This is a genomic window from Methyloceanibacter sp. (genome assembly GCF_058506495.1).
This window is the reverse complement of the sequence record NZ_JBZMXT010000119.1, coordinates 1-5010: the sequence shown is the minus strand read 5'-3', so window position 1 is coordinate 5010 and position 5010 is coordinate 1. Positions and strand designations below refer to the sequence as shown.

7 protein-coding genes are annotated in these 5010 nt (G+C 60.0%); 2 read left to right on the top strand and 5 right to left on the bottom strand.

Annotated features, from left to right (window positions below):
* Positions 1-536: Rad52/Rad22 family DNA repair protein (locus AC33YF_RS12820; RefSeq protein WP_491777600.1), on the bottom strand; the 536-nt coding region annotated here is incomplete at its 3' end.
* Positions 536-1042, bottom strand: coding sequence for a siphovirus Gp157 family protein (locus AC33YF_RS12815; protein WP_491777599.1), 507 nt, complete (start codon positions 1040-1042; stop codon positions 536-538). The genes AC33YF_RS12820 and AC33YF_RS12815, both read right to left, overlap by 1 nt.
* Positions 1043-1126: 84 nt before the next feature.
* Between AC33YF_RS12815 and AC33YF_RS12810 the strand changes: the two genes are divergently transcribed.
* Positions 1127-1387, top strand: coding sequence for a helix-turn-helix domain-containing protein (locus AC33YF_RS12810; RefSeq protein WP_491777598.1), 261 nt, complete (start codon positions 1127-1129; stop codon positions 1385-1387).
* Between the two features lie 291 nt (positions 1388-1678).
* On the opposite strand, the gene AC33YF_RS12805 is transcribed toward AC33YF_RS12810, so the two are convergent.
* The 3 genes from AC33YF_RS12805 to AC33YF_RS12795 all read right to left on the bottom strand — a co-directional run bounded on the left by AC33YF_RS12805 (position 1679) and on the right by AC33YF_RS12795 (position 3574).
* Entirely contained in the window at positions 1679-2488 is an 810-nt protein-coding gene (locus AC33YF_RS12805; protein ID WP_491777597.1) for a DUF2189 domain-containing protein, read from the bottom strand.
* Between the two features lie 156 nt (positions 2489-2644).
* On the bottom strand, positions 2645-2941 hold the full coding sequence (locus tag AC33YF_RS12800; protein ID WP_491777596.1) for a hypothetical protein: 297 nt from the start codon (positions 2939-2941) through the stop codon (positions 2645-2647).
* Positions 2942-3046: 105 nt separating this feature from the next.
* On the bottom strand, positions 3047-3574 hold the full coding sequence (locus tag AC33YF_RS12795) for a transporter suffix domain-containing protein (protein ID WP_491777595.1): 528 nt from the start codon (positions 3572-3574) through the stop codon (positions 3047-3049).
* Positions 3575-3723: 149 nt separating this feature from the next.
* Here AC33YF_RS12795 and dnaG point away from each other — a divergent pair.
* On the top strand, positions 3724-5010 hold a 1287-nt coding region (gene dnaG, locus AC33YF_RS12790), incomplete at its 3' end, for a DNA primase (RefSeq protein ID WP_491777594.1).

Sequence of the window (5010 nt, the reverse complement as noted above, 5' to 3'; positions counted from 1 at the left end):
AAGCCTTCCGGCATCTCAAATGTCGTCTGTGGCGACCCAGTTGCCGCGCGCAGCACCCAGGGGCCGCCGTCCTTTGGGTCATGGTCTTTATCGCAGCGGGGTTTGCCGACACCAGCCTGTTCGGGGTCATACAATGCAAGTCCGAAGGGATTGCCGAAGGTCGCCAAAGCTCTTTTGGTGCCATCAGTTTCAGCGCCTTTGAGCGCCAGTTCATGCGCTTTGCCCGGCGTGGGGGCGGCCCCTTCGCCCATGCCCGAACCTTCGCGAACGATGGTGATGTCTCCAGCCCGCACGCTGATGCGAACCCTGGCGACATAGGCCGCAAAATGGATTCTACCGCTTCGTTCGCTCTGCACGCACTTGGACGAGATGGTCCTGCGGTCCCAGGCATCGAACCCAAAGATCCTGTTTGCTTCTGCAATGCTGTGCCAACCTTCAACATAGTGGAGGAGGGCACCTTCCGCCTGGCGAGTCTTCACGTGGCGGGCTTTGAGCTTCGCCTTCAGTTGCCGGATTTGCTCGGGACGGAACTCCATCATTTTGTCCTCACGACCAAAACGGTTTTTGGGTTGTTGAGCTGGGCTCCCGGAATGTCAGTGCCGCGTTTGAGCGCACCAAGAAGAGCCTGACGATCCAGTTTGGGTGGTTGGGGAACCCAATAGGGGGCGGGGACAGCGCCTTCTGTGGTTACCACCAGCGACGGTGAACCGGGCCGGGTGGAGGCTGTAAAATCGGGCTGCTGGAGTTTGTTGAGCCCCACCTCATCCATGGCGTCCAGTGCGAGCTGCCGCTTCTTTGCTCCGCGCTCTTCGAGCCGCTTCAGCCGCTCCTTCATATCGTTCAGTCGACCGCGAAGTCCTGTTGAGAGTGCCTCATCAACTAGCGCCGAACGAATGACGGCGGCTATCATCTCGTGGAGGTCGGTTTCTCCTTCCAGGGTATCGCGAATCGCTTGATCGTCGATCTCGGGAAACTGCTCGAGAAGCCACTCCCTTATACGGGTGTAACGTTGGATTTCGGACCTAACGGGAAGAGCGCTCATGACACCTCGCCAGCTAAATATTGGGTATATTGTACACCAAAATTGGTACAAATCAACCCATAATTTGAGTAGAGGGGTTCTGGCGTGATCAGTCGCGCTCAGGTGCGCATGGCGAGAGCGGCCTTAGGGTGGAGCGTCCGCGACCTGGCAGAACATGCGGGCCTAGCGGCCAACACGGTAAGCAGATTTGAGAATGGCTTTGGTGCCCACCTGGCCACGCTTCAGCAGATGCAGGCGGTCCTAGAGAAAGCCGGCATCGAGTTCATCCCAGCGGGTGAGGGCAAAGGACAAGGTGTACGACTCCGTCAAGAGGAGCCGAGCGCCCCAGATCGTCGACGCCGGTAAGGCTCGTGCGTCTCTGGTGAGGACCCCGTATTACGAAACGAACCCAATTGCTGCTTTGCAACATCGCTTCTGTCGGAGGGCGATCGCGCCAACAATGAAGTGAAGCCGGGCGCGCTGCTCTCCTCAAGGTCAGCGAACGCCGCTAGCGGCAGTTCATAGTGGGCTTCCGAATCGGGTGAATGCCAACACCCCACGCCAGCGGACCCGTTCAGAGAAAACCGTCCGCGGCGATGTCACGTTACGCGGGGCAACGGACGACAGGCAGTTAAGACTGCTAAATCAAGCCGGAGCCTAGGCGGCGCCTGAGTTAGGCAGCGGTCCCGGGACGAGCTCCCGATACGCGCACCAGCTGGCAAGACCAAGCCAAGGGAACACGATCGCAAGGGCAAGAAAGCCCGTCGCTGCGGTGGCCAGGGTTAGGACGGCAAGGATGAAAGCCCACAATACCATCGGCCAGAAATTCTCCCCGACAGCGCGGATGCTCGTCACGATGGCGGCGAACACGCCGGTATGGCGATCCAGGAGCATGGGCGCGGCGACGACAACGCCGCAGTAGGTGAAGAAGGCCATGATGCCTCCAATCACCGTGCCCGTTAGCAACATATTGTTGCCAGCCGGGGTGTTGAGCGCGAAGTCGACGAAGGACTCGACCGTGCGGTGCAGCTGATAGGTCGACAGACCGTAGACGATCTGCGCGATGCGCCCCCAGAGCAGATAGATCATCAGCAAGAACAGACCGAAATAAGCGAGATCAAGCCGAACGGCATCCCGGACATACAGCATTTCCCCGAGGGTCGGCTTCTTGCCCAGTTCGATCTGCCGCCCCGCTTCGTAAAGCCCCATGGCGATCATGGGCGCAACGAACACGAAGCCACAGGTCAAGGCGAGGGCCCAGAATTCTGCGTCAGATTCGACCAACGCATAGGCAATGGCAAAGCTCAGTAACGCGACAAGGAGCCCGTACATCAAACACGGTCCCGGCGCCTTCCAAAGGTAACTCCAGCCTTCGGCCAGCCAACGGAACGGCGCCCCCATGTCGACTTTGGCTATGTCGGGTAGTCCTTCGGAAGCTGTACCGGGTAGTCCCTGTGACGTGTTCAATAGCCCCTCCCGTGTCATGCGCCGATTCTGACACCGCCATATTGGTTCATTTGTCGCAGATAGCTTTGCGGCAAATCAAGGCGATAGATTCAGCGGCAGGTTGCGCAGGCCCGCAGCACACCAATCGGCAGCGCGACTTGGTCGAGAGGATTTGACTTAAGGCCGGGGTGCGGCGTCGATTCGACCCTTGCCTGACCGGTTCGGTTTTGTCCTGGCCAGTACGCGCTGCATCTGCATGGGAAGATAAGGTTCGGCGCGCTTAAGCTTCTCATCCAGCCCTTCGTTCCGCCTCCGGATGATTCGCGCCCAGGCGGCAATCGTCGGGCTGCTGGCAATGAGAAGCGTCAGTCCGATGACCATCAAAATGAGGCCTGTTGGGATCGGCAGCCAGACCGTGGCAAGGCCAGCGATCATGCAGGCAGCTCCGGCGATTTTGGTGATGAGATTACTCAAACGGGAACGACTCTTAACGCGCATTCGCCCTGCGTAGTGAAGCCGCGTGACCGTTCTGTGGCGCGAGCCTGCTTGGCCGGAGTCGGCTGTGCGGTAAGTCCTTTGCTATTTCGATGGCTCGGGAAACACCGCCTTCGCCTCGTAGATGAACAGGGCGCGCAGCTTGTCCCAAAACGCTCCGCCGAGAATGAAAAGCCCGACCAGCACGACCACGTCGCCGCCGATGGCAAACAAGACTTCGTTGCCCTCGTAGTAGGGGATCAGGCTCTTCACATAGGGCGAGAGGAAGCCCAAGATCAGCGGCACTGCAAAGAAGACGAGCCCGATGCGATAGCGGGTCAGGCTGACCTCCTGCGGCGGGCCGTAGTGTTTCAGCGCGCCGAAGATCTTGCTCTTGATATAGGCGTACCCGCTCTTGCCCATGATGGCGGCGGCAGCCACAAGCAAGACCTCCGCGCTCACTAAAATGCCAGCCGAATAGGAAGCGATCTCGCCCGCCGAGAGGCCAAAGACACCTAGCAACGGTATGGTGATCAAAGGCCCGGCGAAACTGACGGCAAAGAGGGCGATGCCGATATAGAATCGGAGGCCTGCTTCCGGGGCGCTCTCAACAACGTCTTTTCCTTCGGCCATTTGGCAGGAGCCTCCTTTTTTGGAAAAGAGTAGCCCAGCGGTGCATCGTTTCAACCGCCTGTTCACAATTTGTTCCAATCGGTGGATAATGGTGAGAAGCGCCTCTCGCGCGGTCGCGCGGAGGGATCGAAAGCCCCACTGTCTTAGCAATGAAGTTCTCAGATTCGTTTTTGGATGAGGTCCGCGCCAGGCTTCCTGTGAGCCAGGTCGTGTCGCGCCGCGTTCAGCTCAAGCGGGCCGGGCGCGAGTGGAAGGGCCTGTCGCCGTTCAACAAGGAAAAGACACCGTCTTTCACCGTCAACGATGAGAAGGGCTTCTATCACTGCTTCTCGTCGGGACAGCATGGCGACATCTTTCGCTTTCTGATGGAAACGGAGGGATTGAGCTTCCCCGAAGCGGTCGAGCGGCTCGCGGGCGAGGCGGGTGTACAGCTTCCCAAGCCGGACCCTCAGTACGAGCGGTCAGTCAAGGAACGGCTCGGCCTCATGGACGCGTTGGAAGCTGCCGCCAGTTTCTTCGAGCAGGCGCTGCATGCGGGCTCCGGGCGTGAGGCGCTCGCTTACACCGAGGGGCGCGGGCTGAGCCGCGAGACAATCCAAGAGTTCCGCATGGGCTATGCCCCGGGTGGGCGCGATACGCTCAAGGCGGCTCTGTTGAAACAGGGATTCACAGAAGCGCAATTGCTTGACGCGGGGCTCGTGATCAAGCCCGACGATGGGCGTCCCACCTATGACCGCTTCCGCAACCGTCTAACGATTCCGATCCTCGACGCGAAGTCACGGGTCATCGCTTTTGGCGCGCGCGCCCTCGCACCCGACGCCCAGCCCAAATATCTGAACTCGCCGGAAACGCGCCTCTTCGACAAGGGCTCGGTTGTGTTCAACTTCGCCCGCGCGCGCAGCTCTGCCTTCGACAAGGGCGAACTGATCGTCACAGAAGGCTATATGGATGTCATCGCGCTCCACCAGGCCGGCTTCAAGAATGCGGTGGCGACGCTTGGCACTGCCTTCACCGCTCGGCAGATGGAACAACTTTGGCAGCTCGCGCCGGAGCCGGTCATTTGCTTCGACGGCGACCGGGCGGGGGAGGCAGCCGCGGCGCGGGCTGTTGACCGCATGCTGCCTGTGCTGCGCGAGGGCCATTCATTTCGCTTCGCCTTCATGCCTCAAGGTCAGGACCCGGACGATCTTGTGCAAAGCGCTGGCCCTGCAGCCTTCGCAGCCTATATCAAGAACGCCATACCACTCATCGATATGGTCTGGCGGCGAGAGATACGGGCAAGCGCCATCGATACGCCGGAGCGGCGGGCCGCCTTCGAAGCGCGGCTTGAGGGGTTGCTCAACGAGATTGAGAATATGCGCGTGCGTGAACACTACCGTCGCGACATCAAGAACAGGCTGTTCGAGTTGTGGCGGCCGCAAGCGCGCGCCGGCAAG

Bases quoted from the DNA above. Each gene is read 5' to 3' on its own strand.
- AC33YF_RS12815 (WP_491777599.1), bottom strand. From the start codon at position 1,042: ATGAGCGCTCTTCCCGTTAGGTCCGAAATCCAACGTTACACCCGTATA.
- AC33YF_RS12795 (WP_491777595.1), bottom strand. From the start codon at position 3,574: ATGGCCGAAGGAAAAGACGTTGTTGAGAGCGCCCCGGAAGCAGGCCTC.